General features: G+C 66.9%; 26 protein-coding genes and 1 pseudogene. 9 read left to right on the top strand and 18 right to left on the bottom strand.

What is annotated here, in order from left to right; translation table 11 throughout:
* Positions 1-2: 2 nt before the first annotated feature.
* The 4 genes and pseudogenes from kdsA to AC1DF3_RS08005 all read left to right on the top strand — a co-directional run bounded on the left by kdsA (position 3) and on the right by AC1DF3_RS08005 (position 5307).
* Positions 3-853, top strand: a pseudogene (kdsA, locus tag AC1DF3_RS08020) (3-deoxy-8-phosphooctulonate synthase).
* A complete protein-coding gene (gene kdsB, locus AC1DF3_RS08015; RefSeq protein ID WP_478139309.1) occupies positions 850-2175 on the top strand; it encodes a 3-deoxy-manno-octulosonate cytidylyltransferase in 1326 nt (441 codons plus the stop codon). The pseudogene kdsA and the gene kdsB overlap by 4 nt, the downstream one beginning before the upstream one ends.
* A 76-nt stretch (positions 2176-2251) precedes the next feature.
* Positions 2252-3244, top strand: a complete 993-nt coding sequence (locus tag AC1DF3_RS08010; RefSeq protein WP_478139308.1) for a KpsF/GutQ family sugar-phosphate isomerase — start codon at positions 2252-2254, stop codon at positions 3242-3244.
* The gene (locus AC1DF3_RS08005; RefSeq protein WP_286535623.1) at positions 3241-5307 is read left to right on the top strand and encodes a capsular polysaccharide biosynthesis protein; all 2067 of its coding nucleotides are present in this window, start codon (positions 3241-3243) and stop codon (positions 5305-5307) included. Before AC1DF3_RS08010 ends, AC1DF3_RS08005 begins: the two co-directional genes overlap by 4 nt.
* Before the next feature lie 27 nt (positions 5308-5334).
* Here AC1DF3_RS08005 and AC1DF3_RS08000 read toward each other — a convergent pair whose 3' ends face one another.
* The 12 genes from AC1DF3_RS08000 to AC1DF3_RS07945 all read right to left on the bottom strand — a co-directional run bounded on the left by AC1DF3_RS08000 (position 5335) and on the right by AC1DF3_RS07945 (position 16637).
* A complete protein-coding gene (locus tag AC1DF3_RS08000; protein ID WP_478139307.1) occupies positions 5335-6399 on the bottom strand; it encodes a KpsE/RkpR family capsule polysaccharide export protein in 1065 nt (354 codons plus the stop codon).
* 122 nt (positions 6400-6521) lie between these two features.
* Complete coding sequence (locus AC1DF3_RS07995; protein WP_286535625.1) at positions 6522-7187, bottom strand: ABC transporter ATP-binding protein; 666 nt, start codon at positions 7185-7187, stop codon at positions 6522-6524.
* Positions 7184-7999 (bottom strand): ABC transporter permease, encoded by an 816-nt coding sequence (locus tag AC1DF3_RS07990; RefSeq protein WP_478139306.1) that lies wholly within the window; start codon positions 7997-7999, stop codon positions 7184-7186. The genes AC1DF3_RS07995 and AC1DF3_RS07990 overlap by 4 nt, the downstream gene beginning before the upstream one ends.
* Positions 8000-8247: 248 nt before the next feature.
* Positions 8248-9237, bottom strand: coding sequence for a dihydroxyacetone kinase subunit DhaK (dhaK, locus tag AC1DF3_RS07985; RefSeq protein ID WP_478139305.1), 990 nt, complete (start codon positions 9235-9237; stop codon positions 8248-8250).
* A 9-nt stretch (positions 9238-9246) separates the two neighbouring features.
* On the bottom strand, positions 9247-9867 hold the full coding sequence (gene dhaL / locus AC1DF3_RS07980; RefSeq protein WP_286535629.1) for a dihydroxyacetone kinase subunit DhaL: 621 nt from the start codon (positions 9865-9867) through the stop codon (positions 9247-9249).
* Between the two features lie 27 nt (positions 9868-9894).
* The gene (locus tag AC1DF3_RS07975) at positions 9895-10935 is read right to left on the bottom strand and encodes an ABC transporter ATP-binding protein (protein WP_286535631.1); all 1041 of its coding nucleotides are present in this window, start codon (positions 10933-10935) and stop codon (positions 9895-9897) included.
* On the bottom strand, positions 10928-12049 hold the full coding sequence (locus tag AC1DF3_RS07970; protein WP_286535632.1) for an ABC transporter ATP-binding protein: 1122 nt from the start codon (positions 12047-12049) through the stop codon (positions 10928-10930). The genes AC1DF3_RS07975 and AC1DF3_RS07970 overlap by 8 nt, the downstream gene beginning before the upstream one ends.
* Positions 12050-12054: 5 nt before the next feature.
* Positions 12055-12258: a hypothetical protein gene (locus tag AC1DF3_RS07965; RefSeq protein ID WP_286535633.1), complete on the bottom strand. Its 204-nt coding sequence runs from the start codon at positions 12256-12258 to the stop codon at positions 12055-12057.
* 11 nt (positions 12259-12269) lie between these two features.
* On the bottom strand, positions 12270-13226 hold the full coding sequence (locus AC1DF3_RS07960; protein WP_478139304.1) for a carbohydrate ABC transporter permease: 957 nt from the start codon (positions 13224-13226) through the stop codon (positions 12270-12272).
* A gap of 8 nt (positions 13227-13234) precedes the next feature.
* Positions 13235-14188: a carbohydrate ABC transporter permease gene (locus AC1DF3_RS07955; RefSeq protein ID WP_286526263.1), complete on the bottom strand. Its 954-nt coding sequence runs from the start codon at positions 14186-14188 to the stop codon at positions 13235-13237.
* Positions 14189-14213: 25 nt separating this feature from the next.
* A complete protein-coding gene (locus AC1DF3_RS07950; RefSeq protein WP_478139409.1) occupies positions 14214-15545 on the bottom strand; it encodes an ABC transporter substrate-binding protein in 1332 nt (443 codons plus the stop codon).
* Positions 15546-15605: 60 nt separating this feature from the next.
* A complete protein-coding gene (locus AC1DF3_RS07945) occupies positions 15606-16637 on the bottom strand; it encodes a LacI family DNA-binding transcriptional regulator (protein WP_478139303.1) in 1032 nt (343 codons plus the stop codon).
* Positions 16638-16784: 147 nt separating this feature from the next.
* Between AC1DF3_RS07945 and AC1DF3_RS07940 the strand changes: the two genes are divergently transcribed.
* Both AC1DF3_RS07940 and AC1DF3_RS07935 read left to right on the top strand, forming a co-directional pair.
* Complete coding sequence (locus tag AC1DF3_RS07940; protein WP_478139302.1) at positions 16785-18281, top strand: serine/threonine protein kinase; 1497 nt, start codon at positions 16785-16787, stop codon at positions 18279-18281.
* Positions 18278-19474 (top strand): OmpA family protein, encoded by a 1197-nt coding sequence (locus tag AC1DF3_RS07935; protein WP_478139301.1) that lies wholly within the window; start codon positions 18278-18280, stop codon positions 19472-19474. The genes AC1DF3_RS07940 and AC1DF3_RS07935 overlap by 4 nt, the downstream gene beginning before the upstream one ends.
* 9 nt (positions 19475-19483) lie before the next feature.
* On the opposite strand, the gene AC1DF3_RS07930 is transcribed toward AC1DF3_RS07935, so the two are convergent.
* From AC1DF3_RS07930 to AC1DF3_RS07905, 6 genes are read right to left on the bottom strand one after another with little or no spacing between them, the layout of a single operon-like run.
* Positions 19484-19975, bottom strand: coding sequence for a dihydrofolate reductase (locus tag AC1DF3_RS07930; RefSeq protein ID WP_286535643.1), 492 nt, complete (start codon positions 19973-19975; stop codon positions 19484-19486).
* A gap of 3 nt (positions 19976-19978) precedes the next feature.
* The gene (locus AC1DF3_RS07925) at positions 19979-20812 is read right to left on the bottom strand and encodes a thymidylate synthase (protein WP_286526250.1); all 834 of its coding nucleotides are present in this window, start codon (positions 20810-20812) and stop codon (positions 19979-19981) included.
* Positions 20813-20816: 4 nt separating this feature from the next.
* Positions 20817-21131, bottom strand: a complete 315-nt coding sequence (locus AC1DF3_RS07920) for a CcdB family protein (protein ID WP_478139300.1) — start codon at positions 21129-21131, stop codon at positions 20817-20819.
* 1 nt (position 21132) lies between these two features.
* The gene (locus AC1DF3_RS07915) at positions 21133-21402 is read right to left on the bottom strand and encodes a type II toxin-antitoxin system CcdA family antitoxin (RefSeq protein ID WP_478139299.1); all 270 of its coding nucleotides are present in this window, start codon (positions 21400-21402) and stop codon (positions 21133-21135) included.
* Between the two features lie 51 nt (positions 21403-21453).
* Positions 21454-22875 (bottom strand): FAD-binding oxidoreductase, encoded by a 1422-nt coding sequence (locus AC1DF3_RS07910; RefSeq protein ID WP_478139298.1) that lies wholly within the window; start codon positions 22873-22875, stop codon positions 21454-21456.
* Positions 22872-23282: a DUF2069 domain-containing protein gene (locus tag AC1DF3_RS07905; RefSeq protein ID WP_478139297.1), complete on the bottom strand. Its 411-nt coding sequence runs from the start codon at positions 23280-23282 to the stop codon at positions 22872-22874. The genes AC1DF3_RS07910 and AC1DF3_RS07905 overlap by 4 nt, the downstream gene beginning before the upstream one ends.
* A gap of 53 nt (positions 23283-23335) precedes the next feature.
* On the opposite strand from AC1DF3_RS07905, the gene AC1DF3_RS07900 reads away from it, so the two are divergent.
* Genes AC1DF3_RS07900 through AC1DF3_RS07890 form a run of 3 tightly spaced genes read left to right on the top strand, consistent with a single transcriptional unit; the run spans position 23336 to position 25631 of the window.
* Positions 23336-24550 (top strand): YihY family inner membrane protein, encoded by a 1215-nt coding sequence (locus AC1DF3_RS07900; RefSeq protein ID WP_286535715.1) that lies wholly within the window; start codon positions 23336-23338, stop codon positions 24548-24550.
* Positions 24551-24594: 44 nt separating this feature from the next.
* Positions 24595-24972 carry a thioredoxin family protein gene (locus AC1DF3_RS07895; RefSeq protein ID WP_478139296.1) on the top strand — a complete coding sequence of 126 codons (378 nt, stop codon included), beginning with the start codon at positions 24595-24597 and terminating at the stop codon, positions 24970-24972.
* Positions 24969-25631, top strand: coding sequence for an NAD-dependent epimerase/dehydratase family protein (locus AC1DF3_RS07890; protein ID WP_478139295.1), 663 nt, complete (start codon positions 24969-24971; stop codon positions 25629-25631). The genes AC1DF3_RS07895 and AC1DF3_RS07890 overlap by 4 nt, the downstream gene beginning before the upstream one ends.
* Positions 25632-25634 lie beyond the last annotated feature (3 nt).

The following is a 25634-nucleotide window of genomic DNA, read 5'->3' as shown; positions in this document are numbered from 1 at the left end:
TTATGAATTCTCAATCTATTAATCTTGGTGGCTTTTCAGTTGGAAATGACCGTTCCTTTGCCTTGTTTGGCGGCGTCAATGTGCTCGAATCTGCCGATCTTGCCAAGCGAGTTTGTGCTGAGTACGTGCGCGTTACGGAAAAGCTGAAAATTCCCTACATTTTCAAGGCGAGTTTTGACAAGGCGAATCGATCCTCTATCCATTCTTATCGTGGACCTGGCCTGGAGAAAGGGCTGCGCATTTTCGAAGCCGTCAAGGATGAGTTCGGAGTGCCGGTCGTCACAGATGTGCACGTCCTTGGCAGGCGACCCTGGTGGCTGAAGTCGTCGATGTCCTTCAGTTGCCGGCGTTTTTGGCTCGCCAGACAGACTTGGTCGTCGCGATGGCAAAAACAGGGCGAGCGATCAATATCAAGAAGCCTCAGTTCCTCAGCCCTACACAGGTTCTGAATATCGTGGAGAAGTTCAGGGAGGCCGGCAATGATCGATTGATTCTGTGCGACCGCGGAACCTGCTTCGGCTATGACAACCTCGTCGTCGACATGTTGGGCTTCGGTGTCATGAAGAAGACTTGCAGCGACCTGCCGATCATCTTCGACGTCACTCACTCGCTTCAGCAACGGGACGCGATGGGCGCGGCCTCAGGTGGGCGGCGCGAGCAGGTCGTCGATCTGGCCCGTGCCGGGATGGCTGTCGGCCTGGCGGGGTTGTTCTTGGAAGCGCATCCGGATCCAAGTGCCGCGAAATGCGATGGACCGAGCGCATTGCCGCTCGATCTGCTGGAACCCTTCCTGTCTCAAATCAAATCGCTCGACGATTTGGTCAAGTCGTTTCCGAAGCTGCACATTTCATGAGCACGATGGCCGCGCATGAGCAGGCGAAGGGGCGCTTGGCGATCGTGATCCCGGCGCGCTACGGTTCGACTCGGCTGCCGGGAAAGCCGCTGGTCGACATCCTGGGAAAACCGATGGTTCAGCACGTCTACGAACGTGCGCTGGAGGTGCCTGATGTCGATGCGGTCGTGGTTGCAACGGATGACCAACGCATCGTCGATGCTGTCGCGGCATTCGGAGGACGCAGTGTCATGACCTCTCCTTACCATGCTTCAGGTACGGACAGGCTCGTCGAAGTCATGGCCTCGGTGGAAGCGGATCTCTACATCAATCTGCAAGGTGATGAGCCATTGGTTCGTCCAGCGGACCTTCATGCGCTTGCCCGCGGCATGTGGCGCGACACGTCCGTAGTGGTTGGCACGTTGTGCCACCGTATGCTGGCGGAAGAAGCAAAGGACCCCAATCAAGTCAAGGTGGTGCTGGCAGACAACGGCGATGCCTTGTATTTCAGCCGCGCACCGATCCCCTACGTACGCGACGACAGCAGCGCCGACTACGAACACTTCAAACACGTGGGCGTCTACGCCTATCGGCGAGAAGTGCTGGCAGCCTATTCCAAGTTGTCACCGCCGATGCTCGAGCAAGCCGAGAAGTTGGAGCAACTGCGACTGCTGGCCGCGGGATTGCGCATTCGCGCCTTTCAAGTCGAGCCGACGGGGCCGGGTGTGGATACGCCGGAAGGTCTCGAAGAAGTCCGCGCTTTGATGGCTGGCAGCGGGGCGTGCAAACCGGCGAGCACATGCCCGAACTCGCTCGCAGGCGTTCGACTTGTGATCACCGACGTGGATGGCGTGCTGACAGATGGCGGCATCTACTACGACGCGTCGGGTGAATCCTTCAAACGCTTCCACGTCCGCGATGGCTTGGGAATGCGCATGCTGGAATCCTGCGGCGTCAAGGTGGCGGTCCTCTCGGGCCGGGACTCCAACGCCCTTCGCAGGCGCGTCAGCGATCTGGGCGTCTCGTTCGCGATGTTCGGAGTGAAGGACAAGGCCGAGGCCTGTCTTGCGCTGATGAAGCAGGCAGGGGCAGTGGCCGAGCAGACGGCTTGCATCGGCGACGACAGCATTGATTTGCCGGCGTTTGCCGTGTGCGGCATCTCATTCGCGGTGGCCGATGCCCCGCTGTATGTGCAACAGGCAGCATCGCGGACTTTGTCGCTTGCAGGTGGACAAGGTGCCTTCCGCGCAGTCGCCGACGAGATTCTCCAGGCCCAAGACAAGCATCACGTGCTGGCGACTGCAGTTGGGTATGCGTCAGTCCGCGATTCGATGGCGCAGTAGGGTCGAGAAAGAAGACCCTTGAGTTGAATACGAGGAAAGAATGATTGCAGTAGATGTAGCAAGGAACGTGGTCTCGATGGAGATCCAGGCCTTGGAAAGCATGTCGAATCGGCTGGACGACAGCTTCGCCAATGCGGTGGCCATCATCCAGGAAGCGCGTGGCCGCGTGGTCGTGCTCGGCATGGGCAAGTCGGGCATCATCGGCAGGAAGATCGCTGCGACGATGGCCTCCACGGGCACTGCGTCTTTTTTTGTTCATCCAGGTGAAGCCTTCCACGGCGATCTGGGCATGCTTCGAGCGATCGATGTCGCGTTGATGATCTCGAACAGCGGCGAGACGGAGGAGTTGATCCGGCTGCTGCCCTTCATGGAGCATCAGCAGATCCGCGTCATCGCGATGACCGGCGGCCTGGATTCGACCTTGGCTCGACACGCCGACGCGGTCCTCAATGTCTCGGTGCAGAAGGAAGCGTGCAGCAACAATCTTGCGCCCACCAGTTCGACCACCGCCACGCTGGTCATGGGCGACGCACTGGCGGTCGCGTTGTCGACGTTGAAGGGATTCCAGCCTGAGGACTTCGCTCGTTTCCATCCCGGCGGCAGCCTGGGTCGCCGGTTGCTGACGCGCGTCGGTGATGTCATGCGCAGCGGCAACCTGCCGATCTGCCAGGCCACTTCGACATTGCGCGATGTCGTGCAGACCATCACCAGCGGTCGCTTGGGGTTGGCGCTCGTGATGGAGGGCGCGAACTTGCTGGGCCTGGTGACGGACGGCGACATTCGACGCGCCTTCGATCAATCCGAGAATCCCTTGGCGCTTGTCGCCAGCCAGATCATGACTGCGCGGCCGATGACCGTGGATGTCGGCGAGCGCTTCTCCGTCGCTGAAGAGCGAATGCGCGAAGCCAAGATCAATTCGCTCGTCGTGAAAGACGATGACGGCAAGGTGGCCGGTGTCTTGCAGATCTACGATCTGGACAGTGGGCCCGCACGAAGGTCACTCTCATTGCCGTGGAGAGCGGTCCGGGGGCGATCTTCCTGCCATGGCGCTGCCTCGAGGCCTAGATGATCGGGACGTTTTCTGCTGGAGTTCTGCGCCATCCCCAATTGAGCGCCCTATTGGGTGAAGAGATCTGCAAGGTCAGCCGTCTGTCCGTGGGTCGGCGCGTGAGCGCCGTAGCTGGATGGGGACGTAAGGCCAATGTCCGCTGCGCTGAGGCCTACGCGAGGCGTCATGGTCTGGAACTATGGCGTCTTGAAGACGGGTTTCTTCGCTCGTTCGGAACAGGGGACCGGTTCCCGTTGCTGTCGTTGGTCGCGGACAATCAGGGCATTCACTACGACGGTACTCGGCCGAGTGGGCTTGAAACGCTGCTCAATTCGCGTGAGGACTTGCTGGCAGGTATCGGCGCAGACGTCGAGATGGCTCGAGAGCGACTGCTCCGCCTGCGTCTGAGCAAGTACAACGAGGCAGCGGATCTGGACGAGTCGGTGCTGCGCGTTGGCGACGTGCAACGGGTGCTGCTTGTGGATCAGACGTTCGGCGACTTGAGCGTCAAGCTGGGCGCTGCCGACGCGGTGACGTTCACCACCATGCTCGATGCCGCGCGGGCCGAGAATCCCGACGCGACGATCTATATCAAGACCCATCCCGAAGTCAGTTCCGGCCGCAAGCGCGGCTACCTGACTGCAGTGCAGGACGACGCTCGCACGGTGGTTCTACGGCAGGGCATCAGTCCCCTCAGCCTCATTGAACGCATGGACCGCGTGTACGTCGTCACCTCGACCATGGGCTTCGAAGCGCTGCTAGTTGGCAAGCCAGTGACCGTGTTCGGCATGCCTTGGTATGCAGGTTGGGGTGCGACAGACGATCGGCAACGATGTCCGCGTCGCAGCCGTACGCGTACCGTCGACGAGCTCTTTGCCGCGGGTTATTTCCACTACTCGCGCTATCTGGACCCGACCACCGGTGAGCGGGGAACGATCTTCGACGTGATCGATTGGCTGGCGCGTCAGCGTTCCATGGCCTCTCGCTTCGACGCAACAGGCGGTCCTGGTCGCATGCTGTGCGTGGGTTTCCGTCGCTGGAAGGCGGCCAACGTACGCCCGATGCTGTCACTGCATTCTGATCGCGTGCATTTCGTTCGCGACGCCGGAACTGCGGATCGGCTCACGCCTGGGCCAGACGACTACTTGGTGCATTGGGGCCGCACTGCACCGCCAGGTGTCGAGGCCCTTGCGGCAAGGAGCGGGGCGCGCCTGCTGCGCATGGAAGACGGCTTCGTGCGCTCGGTAGGTCTCGGCGCCGATCTGGTCCCGCCGCTCTCGCTGGTGCTCGACGATCGTGGGATCTACTTCGATCCCCTTCGTGCGTCCGGGCTCGAGCACCTGCTCAACACGCGGCGCTTCACGGTCGAAGACCGTGCCCGAGCCCGCGCTGTGACGCAAGTGATCGTGGCGCACGGCATCACCAAATACAACACCGAGCCGCGCCGCTCCGCGACCTGGGCGAGCCAAGCGGCGGGGCGGACGGTGGTGCTGGTGCCCGGGCAGGTCGAGGACGACGCTTCCATTCGTTTCGGCTGCGAAGACGTCGACACCAACCTCGCATTGCTGGAGGCCGCCCGCGTGGCGCATCCTGAGGGCTTCATCGTCTACAAGCCGCATCCCGATGTGTTGGCCCGCAATCGCGTGGGCGCCGTGGCGTTGACGGCTGCCCGGCGTTTCGCCGATCACGTGGAGACGGAGGTGTCAGTGGTGAGTTGCATCGAGGCATGCGACGCGGTCCACACGATGACCTCGCTGACGGGCTTCGACGCCCTGTTGCGCGGCAAGCAGGTGGTCGTGTACGGCCGGCCGTTCTACGCGGGCTGGGGCTTGACGGAAGACCGGCTGCCGATGCCACGCCGCGAGCGCACGTTGAGCATCGACGAACTGGTGGCCGGCGCTCTGCTTCACTACCCGCTGTATTGGGACTGGGAACTCAAGGGCTACACAACATGCGAGGCGGTGCTGCATCGCATCGTCGAGACACGCGCCCGACTGGAAGCCAAGGGTGGCCACATGCAGGTCGGCCATCTGCGCCGACAGTGGCGCAAGCTGAAGGTGCTCCTGCGGAACTGGCGAGGGTGATGCGTCGCGCCGCCCGGGCCGCGGCGCTCAGTCCTTGTGGTCGCGCACAATCGCCAACAACAACTGCGCAATACCACCCAGGGTCAGCACGACCAACGCAAACACCAGCAAGTTGTAAAGCCTCTCCGGCTGCTCCGGATACTCCGGCAGCGTCGCACTCTGCAGCACCGACAGCTTCTTGAGCGTGCGGCCCGCTTCGAGTCGCCCTTTCTCCAGCCCCACCAAAGATGTGCGGTACACATCCTGCGCAAAGTTCGCCTCCATCTCGAGCCTCTGATACTCCTCGACCCGGCTGTTCAGCGTGCTGCCCTGCGGCGCGGCGAGGCGTTTCTGCTCTTCGGCGAGCTGTCGCTCCAAGGCGCCGACCTGAAGGTCGATCTGCGCGACGTCAGGCGCCTGCGGGCTGAGATAGCCGATCATCGCCGCACGCCGCGCCTTCAGTTCCGAGAGCTGGCCTTCCAGCCGGGCCGTGATGGCGACCAGGCTTTCGGCCTTGGCCTGCGGAGAGATCAGGCCGGTCTTGTTCTGGAAGTTCAGCAGGGCGGTGCGCGCCTTCAGCGCGCGCTCACCACTCTCGGCGACCTGCTTCTCCAGAAACCCCACTTGCTCGCGCGCGAGGCGATGGCCCATCTCGTTCATGAAGGCCTCGCCTTCTTCGAGCAGGACCTTGGCGATCGCCTGCGCGGTCCGCTCGTCGTAGGCCTGTGCACGGATGCGAAGCACCCCGGCCGCCTCGTCCATCTCGATGCTGACCCGGCTCAGGTAGTGGCGCAGGAAGAATTCCTGCGGCACCGTGGCCGACCACATGCGCGACAGCGGGTCGCGGCTTCGGTCGCTGTAGTGCGCGCGCAGGTCGAGCCGTGCCTGCAGCCTGGCCAGCATGTCGGTCGAGCGCAGATGGTCGCGCAGCAGCAGCATGTCGGCCTGGTTGCGAGCGCCGCCGCCGGTGATCAGGCTGCTCAGGTCGACGTTCTGGCCCACGCTGAAGTCGGTGCGGTCGACCACCACGCGCGCTTCCGACACGTAGCGGTCCGAGGCCACCAGGCACCAGTAGATCGCCGCCAGCAGGATCAGCAGGCCGGCGGCGCTCATCGTCGGATGGCTTCGAATCCAGGCCAGGACGGCGTGGAGGCGTCCTCGTTCGGACGGGGGGCGGGGGGCTGCGAGGGAGGGCGCTGTCGCCGCCGCGCCGACGGCGACCGGTAGGATGTCGGTCATGTGTGGATGCTTTCCTTGTAGTGGGCCAGTGCGTCGTCGAGCTTGTCGAACCAATGCGCATGGCCGTCACGGAGCCAGATGCCGCTTTCGCAGAATTCCCGCAGCGTCGATTCGCCGTGCGAGACCATGATCACGCTGCTGCGGTCGGCCAGTTGGTTGAATGCGGCGCGGGCCTTCTTGCGAAAGGCCGCGTCGCCGACGGAAGTCAGCTCGTCCACGAGGTAGACCTCGAAGTCGAAGGCCATGCTCATCGCGAACTTGAGCCTGGCCTGCATGCCGCTCGAATAGGTCTTGATCGGCTCGTCGAAGGCAGCGCCGATTTCAGCGAAGTCCGCGATGAAGGCGAGCTTTTCAGGGATGTCGGCTTCCTGGCCGTGGATGCGACACACGAAAGTGGCGTTCTGCCGGCCCGTCAATGCGCTTTGCAGGCCGCCGGCCAGGCCCAGCGGCCAGGAGGTGCGGCAATGGCGCACCACTTTTCCCTTGGTCGGCGTGTCGATGCCGCCGATCAGCCTGAGCAATGTCGATTTGCCTTCGCCGTTCGCCCCGAGAAGTCCGACGCTGCGCTGCGCGGGAATGTCGAGCGTAATGCCCTTGAGCACCCATCGCCCCGCACCGTGCGTCGTGCGATAGCGCTTGTGAACGTCGCGCAGTTCGATCATTGCGCGGCCACCTGTATCGCGAAGCGGCGATGCAGCGCCAGGCCCAGGAGCCAGAAAGCCAGGCCGAACGATGCGAGGTAGCCGGCGCTGAGCCCCTGCACCAGGTGATAGCCCGGGAAGAACGCGGCCCGCCCCAGTTCAAGCCCATGCACGATGGGGTTGTAGAGCAGCCATTCCTGAAGACGCGCCGGCATGGCGGCCGGGGAGAAGAGCACGCCCGATGCGAAGTAGAGCGGCATGAAGACAAAGCCCATGATCTTCTCGATCTCCGGCACCAGCGCGTAGCCGACCGACAGTGCCAGGCCCAGGCCCGAGCCGAAGAGCCACAGCAGAAGGTAGGCCTCCAGCGCCAGCAAAGGATCGTGTGGCAGCACGTCGAACCGGAACAGCGCCGCGCCGGACAACAACGCCAGCCCGACCAGCAGTTGAAGGCTGCCCTCGACCACCGCGCGCACCAGCACGGTATCGACCGGCAGCACCTGGCGGTACGCCAGCAGCCCGCGATTGGCTGCGAGCGCCGACGCGCTGCGCTGCGCTGTGTTGGTGAAGAGCTGGTAGCCGAGCAAACCGAGCGCGAGGAACAGCGCGAAATCGGCACCGGCCAACGTGCGTTGGCGCAGCGTCGAGAACAACAACATCAACAAGGCGATGTGCACCACCGGCTGCAGCAGCAACCAGACCCAGCCGTAACGCTGCGACGACACGCGCGACAGCGCCTCGCGCATGAAGAGCGCGCGCCAGACCGACAGGCTCACCTGCAGCGCGCTGCGGGGCGAGGCGGAAGGTGGGCGGGGGAGGGAGGACGGCGTCAAAGGGCGCCTTCGAGGGCGCTCGCATGGCGCCGGGAACATGGGCAGGACATTCACTGATCCGAGAGTCAGGCGCCCGGCTGGTGGGCGCCGACAGGGGGCCGAGGCGGGCCCCGTGGCGAAGCAGAAATTTTATTTGGCGCTTGCCGGCCGGATGGGGGCGAATTCCGAGTGCCGTTGCTGCGGCCCCTGCTTATTCCATGGATGCTTCTTTCGATGGCGTCAGACGCTTCTTTTTCGTTGGATTCCGCTCACATCCCCCAACGCAGCGCCGCCGTGTGCACCGGCGCATCCCACAGCGCCAGCGTCGCCGCATCCATCGCGCTCACTGTCACCGAGCACCCCGCCATCTCCAGCGAAGTCACATACGACCCGGTGAGGCAGCGAGCGATCTTCAGCCGATGCCCATCCAGTATCTTGCGCACCGCGTTCACCATCAGGTACAGCTCCATCAGCGGCGTGCCGCCGAAGCCGTTGACCAGCAGCAGCACCTCCTGGCCCTGCTTGAGCGACAGGTCCTTGAGGATCGCGCCGCTCAGCTCGGCCGCGATGTCGTCGGCCGATGCCAGCCGGACCCGGCGCCGGCCCGGCTCGCCGTGGATGCCGACGCCCATCTCCATCTCGTCGGCACCGATCTGGAAGGTCGGCTTGCCGGCGGCCGGCACGGTGCACGAGGTCAGCGCCACGCCCATCGAGGCCGTCGCCTTGTTGACCGAATCGCCAAGCGCCTTCAGCGCCGCCAGTCCATCGCCGCGCTCGGCGGCGGCGCCGACGATCTTCTCGACGATCAAGGTGCCGGCAACGCCGCGCCGGCCGGTCGTGTAGGTCGAGTTCTCGACCGCCACGTCGTCGTTGACGATGACCGTGGCGTTGTCGCAGTCGATCATCTCGGCGGCCATCTGGAAGTTCATCATGTCGCCGGAGTAGTTCTTGACGATGAACAGCACGCCCGCGCCGGTGTCCACCGCCTGCGCCGCCGCCAGCATCTGGTCGGGCGTCGGCGAAGTGAACACCTGGCCCGGGCAGGCCGCGTCGAGCATGCCGTGGCCGACGAAGCCGGTGTGCAGCGGCTCGTGGCCCGAGCCTCCGCCCGAGATCAGCGCGACCTTGCCGGGCTTGGGCGTGCGCCGGCGGACGAACTGGCCGCCCTCGCCGAGCGTCACGATGTCGGCGTGCGCGGCCGCGAAGCCGTCCAGCGATTCGGACAACAGGGACTCGACGTCGTTGATGAGCTTTTTCATGGTGCGCTTTCAGGCGGATTGGGAGGTCGGTTGCGCGCGCGATTGCAGGCCGTCGCAGATCGCGCCGATGATCAGGGCGACCGAGCGCGAGCCCGGGTCGACATGGCCCAGCGCGCGTTCGCCGAGGAACGAGGCGCGGCCCTTGATGGCATCCATCGCCGCCGTGGCGTCGGCGCTCGCGAAGGCGCAGTCGCGCACGCGGCCGGCCAGTTGCCCGCCGCCTTCGGCGAGCACTTTCTGCACCGGGTCGAGCACGTCGAGCAGGGTCTTCTGGCCGACCTCGGCCTTGCCCAGCCGCGTCAGCGCCTTGATGCCGGCATCGAGTGCGCCGGCCAGCGCGGCGGCGGTAGGCGGGTCGGGCAGTTCCTTGCCGAGGGTGACCAGCAAGGTGCCGAACACCGGGCCCGACGAGCCCCCGATGGTCGACATGCAGGCCATGCCCATGGTGCGCAGCGCCTCGTTGAGCGATTGGCTGGCGAGCTCGTCGAGCCGGGCCTGGATGGCGAGCGCGCCGCGGCGCATGTTGAGCCCGTGGTCGCCGTCGCCGATCGCCTGGTCGAGGGCCGTCAGTTCGTCGACATGGTCGATCAGGGTCTGGGTCGCGTTGCGTATCAGGTCGATGTCGGCCATGGGGTCTCCCGTGTGGATGTGCCGTGTTCAGGCATGGATGCGCTGGCCCTCGGCATCGAACCAGAGCGGGCGCAGCAGTTCGACCTGCACCGCGTCGTTCGGCTCGAAGCTCTCGTTGGCGGGCGCCGAGACGATCAGCTCCTGGCCGCTGTCGTCGAGGCCGACATGCACCAGGTGCAGGTCGCTCAGGCGCTCGATGCGCCTGACGCTGGCGCCCCGGTGCGCCAGGCCGGGGCCGCTCGCCGCCGGCCGGCGGTGCAGCCGCAGGTGCTCGGCGCGGATGCCGACCGTCACCGCGCGCTCGGGCCCGTCGAGCTGCGGGAACAGCCCGCGGGCGACCAGGTTGATGCGCGGCGAGCCGAGCCGCGAGGCGACGTGCGCGCTGCCCGGGTTCTCGTAGATCTGCTGCGGCGTGCCGACCTGTACCAGCCGGCCGGCGTCGAGCACGCCGATGCGGGTGGCCAGGGTCATGGCCTCGATCTGGTCGTGCGTCACGTAGAGCATGGTGGCGCCCAGATCCTGCTGGATGCGCTTGAGCTCCAGCCGCAGGTCGTTGCGCAGCTTGGCATCCAGCGAGGACAGCGGTTCGTCCATCAGGTAGAGCGCGGGGCTGCGCACCAGGGCGCGGCCGATCGCCACCCGCTGCATCTGGCCCCCCGACAGCCGGGTGGCGGGGTTCTGCAGCTTGTCGTGGATGCGCAGCATGCGGGCGACCTCCTCGACCTTGCGGCGCACCTCGGTTTCCGGCGAGGGGCGCAGCGGCGAGCGCAGCGGGAACGCCAGGTTGTCGAAGACGCTCAGGTGCGGATAGAGCGAATACTGCTGGAACACGAAGGCCACGTCGCGCAGCGCCGGCGCGAGCGCCGTGACGTCGCGCCCACCGATCGAGACGCGGCCGGCGTCCGGCCGCTCGAGGCCCGCCACCAGGCGCAGCGTGGTCGTCTTGCCGGCGCCGCTCGGGCCCAGCAGGACGAAGAACTCGCCGCTCGGAATGTCGAGGCCGACGCCGTCGACCGCGGTCACGCCGCCGAAGCGCTTGACGACGCCCGAGAGTCGAAGCTCAGCCATGGCGCGCCCTCCGTCCGGCCCGCAGCGGCGTCTCATCGCGCGCGCTGCGCAGCGCCCGGCCCGATGCGGCATCGAACAGCGAGATCTTCGCGGCATCGAAGGCCAGTCCGACATGGTCGCCGCGCGCCACCGGGATGTCGACGTCGACCTTGGCGCGCACCGTGGTGCCTTGCGCGGTGGCCAGCGTCACGACGGTGCGGGTACCGAGGTATTCGGTCGCGAGCACCTCGGCGCGCAGCCCGGACGCGTCGTCGAAGCGCACGTGCTCGGGGCGCACGCCGCACAGCAGCGCTCGCGGCGACAGGTCTTCGCGCAGGGGCGGCACGGCGATCCGTGCCGGGCCGATCAGGATCGCATCGTCGCCGCTCGCCAGGCCGGCCTCGAAGGGCAGGAAGTTCATCGACGGCGCGCCGATGAAGTCGGCCACGAAGACGCTGGCGGGCCGCTCGTAGACCTCGAGCGGAGCCCCGAGCTGCTCGATCACGCCCTCGTTCATGATCGCGATGACGTCGGCCATGGCCATCGCCTCCATCTGGTCGTGCGTCACGTACACGGTGGTGGCCTGCAGCCGGTCGTGCAGGGCGCGCAGTTCGTGGCACATCACTTCGCGGAACTCGGCGTCGAGGGCGCCGAGCGGCTCGTCCATCAGGAAGGCCAGCGGCTGGCGCACGATCGCGCGGCCCAGCGCCACGCGCTGGCGGTCGCCGCTCGACAGCTGCGACACCGGCTTGTCGAGCAGGTGCGTGATGCGCAGCGTGCGCGCCGCCTGCTCGACCTGGCGGCCGATCTCGTCGCGCGCCATGCCCTGGGAGACCAGCGGGAAGGCGATGTTCCGGCGCACGTTCATGTGCGGGTAGAGCGCGAACATCTGGAACACGAAGGCGATGTCGCGCGCCGACGCCCGCTTGAAGCTCACGTCCTCGTCGCCGAGGAAGATCTGGCCGGAGGTCGGCAGCTCGAGCCCGGCGATCATGCGCAGGGTGGTGGTCTTGCCGCAGCCCGAGGGGCCGAGCAGGCAGAAGAACTCGCCGTTGCGCACGGCGAAGCTCGAGCTCTTCACCGCGGTGAAGTCGGTGAACGCCTTGTGCAGTTCGTGGACGCGGATCTCGGCCATGGCGTTCAGGCGGGAAACTTGGACACGATCATGAACAGCGCGGTGCCGAACAGGGTGGTCAGGAACGACCAGGTGAACAGGCTCATCGCCAGCGGCTGCAGCATCATCACGAGCCCGGCCGTGATCACGACGCAGGCCACGATCTCCATCGGACCGCGGCGCAGCCAGCGCGGCCAGCGGCGGTGGACGGGCAGGGAAGGGGTCGACATGGCCGGAGCTCCTACTTGCGCACTGCGCCGAAGGTGATGCCGCGCAGCAGGTGCTTGCGCAGCAACACCGTGAAGACCAGGATCGGGATCAGGAACAAGGTGGTGCCGGCGGCCACGGCCGGCCAGTCCTGTCCGCCCTCGCCGATGATGATCGGAATGAAAGGCGGCGCCGTTTGCGCAGTGCCCGAGGTCAGCAGCACCGCGAAGGCGTATTCGTTCCAGGCGAAGATCAGGCAGAAGATCGAGGTGGCGACGATGCCGGTGGTCGCCTGCGGCAGCACCACCTTGCGGAAGGCCTGCAGCCGGGTGTAGCCGTCGACCATCGCGGCTTCCTCGTACTCGCGCGGAATCTCGTCGATGAAACCCTTGAGCAGCCACACCGCGAGTGACACGTTGACCGCGCTGTACAGCAGGATCATGCCGAGGCGCGTGTCCGACAGGCCGAGCTCGCGGTACATCAGGTAGATCGGGATCGCCACCGCGATCGGCGGCATCATCCGCGTCGACAAAATGAAGAACAGCATGTCGTCCTTCAGCGGCACGTTGAAGCGCGAGAAGGCGTAGGCGGCCATCACGCCGAAGCCGACCGACAGCACKGTCGAGCCGAAGGCGATGATCAGCGAGTTGACGAAGCGCGGGATGTAGTTCGACCGTCCCGCGACCACCATGTTGTCGTCGCGTGCCACCTTGTCGCAGATCTCGGTCGCGGGCGGCAGCGCGGCGATGTATTCGGGCGTCTGGCGCGAGCGCGTTGTGAACAGGTTGCAGTAGCCCTGGGGGGAGGGCGTGAACAGCACCTTCGGCGGGTAGCTGATCGAGTCGGGCGGCGTCTTGAAGCCGGTCAGGATGATCCAGACCAGCGGGATCATCGTCAGGAGCGCATACGCGACCACGACCGCGCCGGCCGCGAAGCGGGTGCGCGCGCTCGGCTCGACGACGGAGTGGGCGGTGCTGATGCCGGTGCGCATGGGTTGCCTCAGCGGTTCTTCACGTGGTTGAGCGCCTTGACGTAGATGTTGGCCAGGCCGAACACCGCCACGAAAAGGATGATCGCGAACGCCGACGAATAGCCGGTGCGCCATTTCTCGAAGGCCTCGCGCTTGAGCGTGATCGACGCCAGCTCGGTCGCCGAGCCCGGGCCGCCCGAGGTCAGCAGGTTGACCATGTCGAACATCTTGAAGTTCTCGATGCCGCGGAACAGCACCGCCAGCATGATGAAGGGCAGCACCATCGGCAGCGTGATCGACCAGAACTGGCGCCACTTCGAGGCCCGGTCGACCTCGGCCGCCTCGTAGATGTAGTCGGGGATCGAGCGCAGGCCGGCCAGGCAGATCAGCATCACGTAGGGCGTCCACATCCAGGTGTCGACGATGATGATTGCCCAGGGCGCGAGCTTGACCGAGCCGATCATCTCGAACGACGAGGCCGGGATGCCCGACAGGAACGACACCGCGTAGTTGAACAGGCCCGTCTGCGGCTGGTACAGGAAGGCCCAGAAATTGCCGACCACCGCGGGCGACAGCATCATCGGGATCAGGATCATCGTGGTCCAGAAGCCGTGGCCGCGGAACTTGCGGTCGATCAGGTAGGCCAGTGCGAAGCCGATCAGCACCTGCAGCAGGATGGTCCAGAACAGGAAGTGGGCGGTGGCCTGCATCGCCAGCCAGATGTCCGGGTCGGTCAGCACCGAGACGTAGTTGTCGATGCCGACGTCGACCACCGCCGCGTTGGGCCGGTTGGCCCGGTAGTTGGTGAACGACAGCTTGATGGTCCAGATCAGCGGGAAGATGTTGATCGCCAGCAGCAGCAGCATCGTCGGYGCCACGAACAGCCAGGCGATCGCGCGGTCGGAGAGACCGCGCATCCGCGACGCCACCCCGGCCGGCGTGGCCTGGGCGGCGCGGGCGACGAGGGCGGCGGGAGTGCTCATGCCGTGTTTCGCCTGGGCCTGGCCGTCACTTCGCCTTGCCGTCGTCCTTGAAGACCTTCTTCCAGTCGACCACCAGTGCATCGAGCGCCTCCTTGGCGGTGCCCTTGTCGGCCACCACGTAATCATGCACGCGCTTCTGCATCGACAACAGCAATTGCGCGTACGAGGGCTCGGCCCAGAAGTCGACCACCATGTCCATCGAGTCGAGGAAGGGCTGGGCGAAGGGCGAGCTCTTCGGGTAGGCCGGGTCGTTGAGCACCGCCTTGGCGGCCGACGAGCCGCCGATGGCCTGCCACTTCTTCTGCACGTCGGGGTTGGCGAACCACTTGATGTACTGCAGCGCCTCGTTGCGGTTCGGCGAGTACGACACCACCGAGATGCCCTGGCCGCCGAGCTGCACGCCCTTGGCCTTGTCCGACGGGTTGACGAAGAAGCCGATCTTGTCGCCGCCGACGTTCGGGTCCTTGTAGAGGCCGGGGAAGAAGGCGAACCAGTTCATCATCATCGCCACCTGGCCCGACTTGAAGGCGTCGAGGCCTTCGGTCATGTAGGCGTTGGTGAGGCCGGGCGGGGTGCTGCCCTTGTAGAGCGCCTTGTAGAACTCGAGGCCGCGCACCGCATCCGGCGAGTTGACGAAGCCGTCCATGGCATAGGGCTTCTTGGGGTCCTCGTACTTGAAGCCCATCGGGTAGAGCACGTTGGTCACGCCCATCGTGATGCCTTCGGAGCCGCGCTCGGTGAAGAGGTAGGCGCCGTAGACCTTCTTGCCGTCGATCATGCGGCCCTGGAAGAACTCGGCCACCTCCTTGAACTCGGTCCAGGTCTTGGGCGGTGCGAGGTCGCGGTTGTACTTCTTCTTGAACTCGGCCTGCAGCTCGGGCTTGGCGAACCAGTCCTTGCGGTAGGTCCAGCCGACCGCGTCGGCCATGGCCGGCAGCGCCCAGTAGTTGGGCGTGTTCTTGGGCCACTCTGCATAGCCCACCACGGTGGCGGGCGCGAAGTCGGTCATCTTGATGCCTTCCTTGTCGAAGAACTCGTTGAGCTTGACGTACTGGCCCTGCTCGGCGGCGCCGCCGATCCACTGGCTGTCGCCGATGATCAGGTCGCACAGCTTGCCCTTGGAGTTGAGCTCGTTGAGCATGCGGTCGGCGAAGCTGGTCCACGGCACGAACTCGAACTTCATCTTGATGCCGGTCTTGGTGGTGAAGTCCTTCGAGAGTTCGACCAGCGCGTTGGCCGGGTCCCAGGCGGCCCAGCACAGGGTGATGGTCTTGTCCTGCGCGCGCACGTCGGCGCCGGTCAGGCTGAGCACGGTGGCAGCGGCGAGGGCGATCACGCCCGGGAGCATCTTCGACATCGATTTCATGAGCTGTCTCCAAAAAAGGTTTGGGTTCAGGGGCACGTACCGGGCGTCCGCTCAGTGAAGGTTCTCGGCCGTCAGGATCTCGATGCGCGGCTGCACCACGTTGAGTGCGCCGCGGACGTTCTCGCACAGCGCGCGCAGCACACGCGCCGCCGTCAATACGCAGTAATGGATGTCCTGGTGCAGGACGTAGGACAGGGCGTTGGCGCTCAGAAGCGAGGCGTTTTCGTCGGTGAAGTCGTGCGCCGCCACGCCGGCATGGGCCGCCAGGCCGGCCTCGGCCAGTGCGCGCGCCACGCCGGCGCTGCCCGAGCCGACGTTGTAGATGCCGGCGACGCGCGCCGGGTCGATGTCGTCGCGCAGGGCCTGCAGCAACGCGCGACAGGCGCCGTCGTCGTCGGCCGGCAGGTCGGGCGTGCGCACCATGTGCAGCCGGGGGAATCGCTCCTCGATGACGTGGGCGAAGCCGATGCGCCGCTCGATCTCGGCCGACAGCCGGGTCGCCTGCGACGACAGCAGCAAGGTGTCGCGCCGGCTGTCGTTGGCCATTCGCGCCAGCAGCAGGCCGGCGGTGCGGCCGGCGGCCCGGTTGTCGGCGCCGATGCAGGTCTCGCGCATCGAGCCCGCGACGTCGGAGAACAAGGTCACCACGTGCACGCCGGCGCGCACCAGCTCGTTGATGGCGCGCTTGATCGGAGGCAGGTCGGGCGCCAGCAGGGCGATGCCCTCGCAGTCGCCGACCTGCGCGAGTTCTTCGGCGAAGCGCCCGGGGTCGGTGCTGTCGATGCGGTGCGTGACCTCGGTGATGTGGGCATGCCGGAAGTCGCCGGCGGCCTGCGCAATCTGTCTTTCGACCAGTTCCAGGAAGGGGGAGTCGTCCGCCGGCAGCACATAGGCGAAGCGGGCGTTGGCGCCGCGCCGCGGGCGGCCCGGCTGCTGCGGCGCGCCCAGTTCCTCGACCACCTGCAGCACGCGCTGCACGGTCTCGGCGTTGACGCCGGCGCGCCGGTTGAGCACCCGGTCGACCGTGGCGGTGCCGACGCCGGCGGTGCGGGCGATGTCGGCGATCGTGGGGGCGCTGGACATGGCTGAAATGCGGTTTGAGGGCATCATCGTATTAACATCAATAAATAAATCAATCAGGGTTTTGGAGCATGCCAGGTGACCTGGCGTCCATTCGGCTAGTGCGTCCGGTGAATGTCGACGACGGCCGGGCGACGTAGAGTCGACGCCATGAACAGCGCCCTTGCGCTCGACCTCCGTACCGGGCACCGCCCGACGTCGGGGAGACGCGCGCAGACCGCCCCGGAGGCTTCCGACGAGGCGCCGGCGCGCGACATCCATGCGCTGCCCGAAGGCTTCAGGTTGTTCGACTACGAGATCGTCGGCACCATCGGCGAGAACGAGAAGGGCATCGTCTACCTGGCCTGGGACCATGTGCTCGAGCAGCACGTGGCGGTGCGGGAATACCTGCCCGGCGCACTGGCGTCGAGGGACCCCGTGTCGGCGACGGTGGTCGCGAAGTCGAAGGGCCGGGTGACGGCGTTCCAGGTTGGGCTGTGCAGCTTCATCAACCAGGCCCGGATGCTGGGGCGATTCGATCACCCCTCGCTGCCCAGGGTGCTGCATTTCTGGGAAGGCAACGGCACGGCCTACATGGCGATGCCGTACTACGAGGGCGCGACGCTGGCGCGCGTGCTGGTGGAACTCGGCCGGCCGCCCGACGAGGCCCAGCTGTGCAGCTGGCTGCGTCCCCTGCTCGATGCGCTCGGCACGTTGCACGCGTCGCAGTGCGTGCACGGCGGGATCGCGACGCACCGCATCCTGCTCACCGACGACGGCCCGGTGCTGACGGCGTTCGGCGGCATCCGGGACGTGGGCGACGACCTCGACGCCCCGCTGTCCGATCTGCGTGCGCTGGCGGGCGTGGTGTACGCGGCCATTGCCGGCCAGCCCCCGTCGCGCCGGAACGATCGGGTCCGGCCGCTCGCCGAAGTGGCGCGGCGTCGCTACAGCGGCCATTTCATGGATGCGGTCGACGCGGCGCTGTCGCCGATTCCCCAGGGCGGTTGCACGAGCGCGGCTGAACTCTGGAACCGGCTGAGCGGCGCCCACGATCGCCGGGACCAGGACCTCGACCTGCTGAGTGCGACCGACCGGCCCGATGTCGTCTTCGAGACCGCCTTCGACAGCGAGGCGCCCGCGCTCCCGGGCCGTGAGCTGGCGCCGCGCCGCAGCCGCACCCAGGCCGTCACGCGGCTGGCGCTGGGGTTGCTGGTGGGCGTTGGCGCAGCCGCCGCCATCCGGCTCGGCGATCCGGGCCTGCCGCCGCCGCTGCCCGAGCCGCAACGGATGGTGTCGCTGCCGGCGGCGCCCGCGCCCGTCGCTGAACCTGTGCCCGCGCAGGCGCAGGTGCCTGAGCAGGCGCTGCCCGAAACGGCCCTGGCGCTGACCGAGTCGCTGCCCCGCGTGATCGCCTCGGAGCCAATCGCGCCTGAACCGGCCCGAAGAACAGCGCAACAACGGCCGCGCGCCGAGCCTGCCCGCGAGGCCGCCCGCGAGGCCGCCCGCGAGCCCGCCCGCGAGCGCGCGCGCGAGACGCAAGCACCGCTGGCCACCGCTCAAGCGGGGCCGGGCCGGACGCAATGCGTCGAGTCCTTGCAACGGGCCTCTCTCGGTCCCCTCACGGCGGCCGAGGCCGCAATGCTCAGGAAGGACTGCGCACCATGAAATGGAACGGCTGGCTGCACATCGTGTTCCTGTCGCTTGCCGCGTGGTTGGCGACGGGCCTCGGCGGCTGCGCGGCGCCGCCGGTCACCGCGTCCGGGGCCCCGCTGCCCTTTGCCGAAGCCGTGGTGCAAGCCAGCGATGCGCTGGTCGTCCAGACCCAGACGCAGCCGCTGTTTCTCGACCGGATCGGCGGCCGGCGCAGCGTGGTGCTCGATCCGATGCTCGATGCCGCCAGCGGCCAGCAGACGATCGCGACGCTGCAGCTGCAGGACCGCGTGATCGAGCGCATGGGCACCAAGTACGACGCGATCGAGGTCCTGCCCTTCGACAGCGAAAACCTCGGCAAGGCCCGCTACCTGCTCACCGGCACCATGACGCGGGTCGCGCCCAGCCAGCCGCAGGGCCCGTTGCGGATCGACCTCGCCCTGACCGAACTGAAGAGCGGCACGGTGGTCGCGCACGCGTCATCGCTGGTGCGTGATGAGGGCCTGGACCACACACCGCTGCCCTATGACCGCGACACGCCGGTGCCGACGCGGGACCCGCTGGTCGAAGGCTACGTGCGCACCACCGCCGCGGCGGCCGGCCAGCGTGCCGACCCGGCCTACCTGGCGCGGCTCTCGGCGGCGCCGACGATCAAGGCGGCCACCGCGCACTACAACGCGGGACGCTATCCGGAGGCGCTGGCGCAGTACAGCGCCGCGGCCGCGACGTCGGACGGCGAGCAGCTGCGCGTGCTCAACGGCATCTATCTGTCGTCGGCCAAGTTGGGCCGCACGGCCGAGGCCGAGCAGGCGTTCGGCAAGATCGTCGCCTACGGCATCGCCAACCGGCAACTCGGCGTCAAGTTCCTCTTCAATCCGAACACCACCGTGTTCTGGTCCGATGGCCGGATCAGCGGCCCCTATCCGATGTGGCTGCATCAGATCGCCAAGGCCAGCACCGACGCCGGGATCTGCATGGACATCATCGGCCACACCAGCCACACCGGTCCGGTGGCGTACAACGAGGCGCTGTCGCTGCAGCGCGCGGCCTACATCCGACAGCGGCTGGTGAACGACTCGACCGCACTGGGCCCGCGCACCACGACCAGCGGCAAGGGCTTTCGCGAGAACATCATCGGCAGCGGCACCGACGACGCCGTCGATGCGCTCGACCGCCGGGTCGAATTCAAGATCGAGGCCTGCGGCTGAGAACTCGGCTCAGCGCCGCTCCAGCGTGACGAAGCTGAACGGCAGGCCGTTGGCCGCGATGTGCGATTCGCGCGCGGTCTCGTGCCAGCCGCAATCGAAGGCGGGTGCCCAGGCGTCGCCCTCGAAGTCGCGCGCGATCTCGGTCAGCACCACGCGCTGGGCCAGCGGCTCCGCCTCGGCGTAGATCTGGGCGCCGCCGATCACCCAGGCTTCGTCGCTGCGGGCGTGTTCGCACAGGGCGATGGCTTCCGGCAAGCTTCCGGCCCGCTCGGCGCCTTCGGCCTGCCAATCGGCATTGCGCGTGACCACGATGTTGCGCCGGCCGGCCAGCGGACGGAAGCGCGGCGGGATCGAGTCCCAGGTCTTGCGGCCCATGATCACGGGCGCACCCGCGGTCTGGCGCTTGAAGTGGGCCATGTCCTCGGGCAGGTGCCAGGGCATCGTGCCGCCGAGTCCGATCGCGCCGTTGGCGGCGCGCGCGAGGAGCAGGTTGACGCGCATCTGTCAGACCGCCACGGGCGCCTTGATCGCGGGATGCGGGTCGTAGCCCTCGACCGCGAAATCCTCGTACTGGTAGTCGAAGATCGAGGCCGGCTTGCGACGGATGACCAGCGTCGGATAGGCGCGCGGTGCACGGCTCAGCTGCAGTGCGACCTGCTCGGCGTGGTTGCTGTAGATATGGCAGTCGCCGCCGGTCCAGATGAAATCGCCGACATCCAGCTCGCACTGCTGCGCCACCATGTGCGTCAGCAGCGCGTAGCTGGCGATATTGAACGGCACGCCGAGGAAGATGTCGGCGCTGCGCTGGTAGAGCTGGCAGCTCAGCTTGCCGCGCTCGCCAGGGGCTTGCGGCGGCGCCACGTAGAACTGGAAGAAGGCGTGGCAGGGCATCAGCGCCATCTTCGAGAGCTCGGCCACGTTCCAGGCGCTGACGATGATGCGGCGCGAGTCGGGGTTGCTCTTGAGGGTGTCGATCACCTGCTGGATCTGGTCGATGTGGCCGCCGTCGGGCGTCGGCCAGCTGCGCCATTGCACGCCGTAGACCGGGCCCAGGTCGCCGTCCTCGCGGGCCCATTCGTCCCAGATCGTGACGCCGCGCTCCTTGAGCCAGTTGTTGTCGCTCGAGCCGGTCAGGAACCAGAGCAGTTCCTGGATGATGGAGCGCAGGTGCACCTTCTTGGTGGTGACCAGCGGGAAGCCCTCGTTGAGGTCGAAGCGCATCTGGTAGCCGAACACGCTCTTGGTGCCGGTGCCGGTGCGGTCGCCCTTTTGTACGCCGGTGCTGTCGACGTGGCGCATGAAGTCTTCGTATTGGGAGCGGATGGGGTGGGGGGTCATGTCGTCAATAGCCTGCGAACAATGCGTCGAGCGCGTCCTGAATATCGAGCTGCTGGTCGGAAAGATTGGCAACAGGTCGGCGCAGCTCCGTCGCGGGAACGGCGCCGATCGAGGCGGTGTCCATGACGACCTCCTTTCCGGCGACCCGAAGTTCCGCATTCAGCGTGCGCACCCTGGTCTTGAAGCGCGCGGTGGCGAAGAGCGGGATGACCACGCGCGTGTCCAGACCTTCGAGATAGTCGCTCTGGACGTCGAGCATGAAAGGAATGGCCGCGCGATCGGCCGCATCCGGATTCGAATAGACGTCGAAGCGCGCCATGTCAACCTTTCTTGCCGTCGCCAAGGCTGCGCGCAAAAGTGCGGTACTTGGCCAGCGGCAATCCTTCCTTCGCGATCCTGGTGTTGTAGGCGGCGATGCCGTCCTTGTTTTCTTCCGCCCATTTCGCCCAGTAGCGGCGCTTGACCTCTTCTGCGAGCAGCTCGTCCACTGTCTGGGACAGGTTCATGCCGAGCTCGCGCGCCACCTCCAGCACCTTGCTGTTCAGCGACAGGTTGGTCGCCTTCTTCGGGGCTTTGTCGAAGCGAAGCATGTGGCATTCTCCGGGCATGAACTATGCGCATAGTTTACGCGCATCCGAACCTCAGGCCAGTCGGATCACCCGCCCCGGATTCAGGATGTTCTGCGGGTCCAGCCCGCGCTTGATCGCGCGCATCATCTCGAGCGCCACCGGCGATTTGTGCTTCTCGAGCTTGTCGACCTTGAGCGAGCCGACGCCGTGCTCGGCCGAGAACGAGCCGTCGAACTTCTCGACCGCGTCGTAGACCAGGGTGTTGATCCGATCCTCGTGGTCGCGCAGAAAGGCCTTGCTGTCGCCGCCCTCGGGCGCCTGCACGTTGTAGTGCAGGTTGCCGTCGCCGAGGTGGCCGAAATTCACCAGTCGCACGCCCGGGATCTCGCGAGCGAGCAGCGCATCGGTCTCGGCCACGAAGGCCGGGATGCGCGACACCGCGATCGAGATGTCGTGCTTGATGTTGAGGCCTTCCTCGGCCTGCGCCAGCGGGATGCTTTCGCGGATGTGCCAGAGCTGGTGCGCCTGCGTGAGGCTCTCGGCGACCACCGCGTCGGTCACGCAGCCGACTTCGAAGGCGGTTTCGAGCAAGGATTCGAAGCGGCTGCGGGCATGGTCTTCCGATTCGCTGTCGGAGTTCTCGAGCAGCACGCACCAGGGAACGGACGCGTCGTCGATGAAAGGCACGCGCAGGGCCGGGAAGTGCTTGTCGACCAGGCTCAGCGCGAACTTGCCCATCACCTCGAAACCGGTCAGGCCGGCCCCCAGGCGCTGGTGCGCCAGGCCGAGCAGGGTGACCGCGTGGTCGAGCGACGGCACTGCCGCCCATGCCGTGAGCTGGGCCGCCGGCAGCGGGTAGAGCTTCATGGTGGCGGCCGTGATGACGCCGAGCGTGCCTTCGCTGCCGATCATCAGGTCGCGCAGGTCATAGCCCGTGTTGTCCTTGCGCAGGCCGCTGGTGCCTTCCCAGACCCCGCCCTGCGGCGTCACGACCTCGAGCCCGAGGCACAGGTCGCGCGTATTGCCGTAGCGCACCACCTGCGTGCCGCCGGCGTTGGTCGCCAGGTTGCCGCCGATGGTGCAGCTGCCTTCGGCCGCCAGGCTCAGCGGGAACAGGAAGCCGGCGTTGCGCGCCGCCTCCTGCAGGGTCTGCAGCACGCAGCCGGCCTCGACCGTCATCGTGAGATTGGCGGCGTCGATGCCCCGGATCGCGTTCAGCCGCTGCATGCTCAGCAGCACCTGGGTGCCGCTCTCGTCGGGCGTCGAGCCGACCGCCAGCCCGGTGTTGCCGCCTTGCGGCACGATCGAGGTGCCGGCTTCGGCGCAGGCCCGGACCACCTCGGCGACCTGGCGCGTGTCGCCCGGCCGCACGACCGCCAGCGCCTTGCCGCGCGAGCGCTTGCGCCAGTCCTGCTCCCAGGCGCCGAGGTCGCCTTCGGTGAGCACGTTCGCCGCGCCGACGATCGCGCGCAGCTTCTCCAACAGAACGCTCATGGCGTCGCCCTTTCGACTTCGAGTTTGCGGGCCTGGGCCGCGTTGCGCAGCCGCAGCCGCACATGCCAGGCACAGGCCGTGAAAAGCGCCAGGCACAGCACGACCTGGACCAGCGCCAGCACCTGGCCGACGCCGTTGGTGTCGCTCCAGGCGCGCACCACGCCTTCGGTGAAATAGAGCCAGACCATCAGGCTGACCCAGCGATAGGTGTACATGCGGTTCTTCAGCAGGCCGGCCAGCGGCACCACCAGCGGCAGCACCTTGAGCGCCAGCCACGAACCGCCCGGCCGCAAGGGGGCCAGCCACAGCTCCCAGGCGAGCCCGAGCACGATCAGCCCGACCAGGCTGCCGACGGCAAGCCATCGGGTGGCGGAAACGGAGGCGGGGGGCAAGGTGGAATTGATCACGAGAAAAAAGAGGTGTCGCAGTGCGCGAAGCCTCGGGGGTGAGCCCATGCGGCATGATACCGGGCATGAATCGCTGGCAGTTCTGGAGGGATCTTTCGCACTTTCCCTGGGGGAACACGGCGGCGGTGCTGGGCGAGCGTTTCCGCGAGGACCGGCTCGGCCTGACCGCGAGCAGCCTGACCTTCACCACCACCATCGCGATGGTGCCGTTCTTCACCGTGGCGGCGGCCCTGTTCACCGTCTTCCCGATGTTCAGCACGATGCAGGGGCGGGTCCAGCGCTGGCTGATCGACAGCCTGATCCCGGACAACATCGCGCGCCAGGTGCTGGGCTACCTGAACCAGTTCGCCAGCAAGGCCAGCGGGCTCGGCGTAGCTGGCCTGGTGGTGCTGCTGGTGACCGCGGTGGCGCTGATCCTCACCATGGACAAGACGCTCAACAACATCTGGCGGGTGCGCAAGCCCCGGCCGCTGGCGCAGCGGGTGCTGATCTACTGGGCCGCGATCACGCTCGGCCCGCTGGTGCTGGCACTGAGCCTCAGCACCACGGCGTCCTTCTTCTCGGCCTCGCGCGAGGTGGTGGGCGGCGCGATCGTCAAGCTGCTGTTCGACACCTTCGAATTCGTGCTGCTGGCCGGCGGCATGACGGCCCTCTACCGCTACGTGCCGAACACCCACGTGAAGTGGTCGCACGCCTGGGCGGGCGGCCTTTTCGTCGCCACGTCGATCGAGCTCGCCAAGCGCGTGCTGGGCTACTACATGAGCCTGGTCCCGACCTACTCGGTGCTCTATGGCGCCTTCGCGACCGTGCCGATCCTGCTGGTCTGGATCTACGTGGCCTGGGTGATCGTCCTGCTGGGCGCCGTGATCGCGGCCTACCTGCCCAGCCTGCTGGCCGGGGTGGCGCGGCGCGGCGGCGCGGCCGGCTGGCCGCTGCAGCTGGCGGTCGAGGTGCTCCAGGACCTGCATGCCGCCAGGTCGACACCGGCCAGCGGCCTGGGCGCGGCCGAGCTGGTGGGACGCATGAGAGTCGACGCGCTGCAGCTCGCACCGGTGCTCGAAACGCTGGTCGCGCTCGACTGGATCGCGCCGCTGGCCGAGGAGCGCGACAACGACGATCCCCGCTTCGTGCTGCTGGCCGGCCCCGCGACGCCGCTGGAGCCGCTGCTGCGGGAGCTGCTGATGCCGCACACACCGCCGTTGCGCAGCCTCTGGTGCCAAGGCCCTCTGGAGAGCCTGCGGCTGCAGGATTTGCTGGCGAATCGATAATGGCGCCGAACTCCTCTCCAGCCCTTCGTTCCTTCGACACTGCCTTGACCGATTTCTCAACCACCGCCGCCGACGATCGCCTCTGGGTCGTCTGCCTGTGCGCCGAATGGTGTGGCGCCTGTCGCGAGTACCGGCCCCTGTTCGAGTCGGTGGCGCGCGACCATCCGCAGTTCCGTTTCGCGTGGGTCGACATCGAAGACCACGCGGACATCGCGGACGACTTCGACGTCGAGACCTTTCCGACGCTCCTGATCGGCAGCGAGGCCGGTACCCGCTTCCTCGGTCCGCTGCTGCCCCATGCCGAAACGCTGGCGCGGCTGCTGGGCGCGCTCCAGCCGGCCCAGGCCCTGGCGCCCGAGGTGTCGACGCTGCTCGGCGCGCTCCAGCGCGAGCCTGGGGCGTTTTCGGTCGGCGGCCGATGAAGATTCTCCTCTTCGGCGCCACCGGCATGGTGGGGCAGGGCGTGCTGCGCGAATGCCTGCACGATGCCGACGTGACCGCGGTGCTCTGCGTCGGCCGCCGGCCGAGCGGCGAGACGCATCCGAAGCTGCGCGACCTGGTCGTGCCCGACCCGGGACAGCTCGCGGCGGTCGAGGCCGAGCTCGCCGGCTTCGACGCCTGCTTCTTCTGCCTCGGCGTCTCCTCGGTCGGCATGAGCGAGGAGGAATACAAGCGCGTGACCTTCGACCTCACGCTGGGGGTGGCGCGCACGCTGGTGCGGCTCAACCCGCAGATGACCTTCGTCTACGTGACGGGCGCCGGCACCGACAGCACCGAGCGCGGCCCCCGCATGTGGGCGCGCGTCAAGGGTGCGACCGAGAACGCGCTGATGCGGCTGCCCTTCAAGGCCGCCTACATGTTCCGCCCCGGCATGATCCAGCCGATGCATGGCGTGCGCTCGAAGACGGCGCTGTACCGGTGGGCCTACGTGGTCGCGAACCCGGTCTTCGGGCTGGTGCGCCGCTGGCGGCCCGACGCGGTCACGACCAGCGAGCAGGTCGGGCGCGCCATGCTGGTCGTCGCCAAGCGCGGCGCGCCGAATCCGCTGGTCGAGATGGCGGACATCAACGCGTTGCGTTGAGGC

It is taken from the genome of Variovorax sp. 10N432 (assembly GCF_056394465.1).
The sequence above is the reverse complement of the archived record's forward strand: the minus strand, read 5'-3'. Positions and strand labels throughout refer to the sequence as shown.